Source organism: Phormidium sp. CCY1219 (assembly GCF_035615515.1).
In the GTDB taxonomy this organism is placed as follows: domain Bacteria; phylum Cyanobacteriota; class Cyanobacteriia; order Cyanobacteriales; family Laspinemataceae; genus CCY1219.
Genome location: NZ_JAJENT010000115.1, coordinates 1 through 845, shown reverse-complemented (window position 1 = coordinate 845; position 845 = coordinate 1). Strand labels below are relative to the sequence as shown.

1 protein-coding gene is annotated in these 845 nt (G+C 46.6%); it reads right to left on the bottom strand.

The genetic code is table 11. The features are described from left to right. Window positions 1–845 (bottom strand): formylglycine-generating enzyme family protein (locus LKK83_RS00645; RefSeq protein WP_324628798.1); only part of this gene is annotated, 845 nt, incomplete at both ends.

Below are 845 nucleotides of genomic sequence, written 5' to 3'. Positions count from 1 at the left end.
CTGGGGATGAAATTCCAAGACCCTCCACGCCGCATCCGGTACCCAGAATCTCCTCCCCAATCCCAAGCACTCCCATCCGAGGGCGCACCATTGTAATTCGCGTGCCAAGTATCCTGACACCATTCCCAGACATTTCCGTGCATATCCTGTAGTCCAAATGCATTGGGCGGAAAATTTCCTACCGGCGTGGTTTTTTTTCGATATTCCCCTTTTTCTTCCTCAGCGTAGGGATAATTTCCATTATAGTTAGCCAATTCTGGGGTAATAGTTTCCCCGAAATGGAATGGCGTGGTGGTTCCGGCGCGACAGGCATATTCCCATTCTGCTTCACTGGGTAAGCGATAAACCCGTCCCGTTTTTTCTGACAGTTGCTCACAAAATGCTACCGCATCGTGCCAGAATACGTTTTCCACTGGTAAATTATCTCCGGTAAAATAAGAGGGATTATTTCCCATCACTGCTTGCCATTGTGCCTGGGTTACCGGATATTTGCCTATAAAAAATTCCGGCACTTTTACCTGATGTTGCGGACCTTCATTCTTATCTCTCCCTGACTCCGTTTGCGGGGAACCCATGATAAAAGTACCCGCCGGAATGCGTACCATTTCTAACCCAATTCCTTGTCGCAAATCTTCGGTAAAATATTCCGCCTCCCTTTGTTGACGGTCGATCGCTTGTCCATACCGATTCACAGTAATTACCTCAAAGCTAAATTTTAGCAGCGGATTCAGGGCGTCTAATACTTCCGATGCTGATTGATATCGCTGGTTTGGATAATCGGATAATAACTTATCTAATACCTGGGCCAAATTTTCGCTAATTTCCACCCCATCAGGCAATTGTTC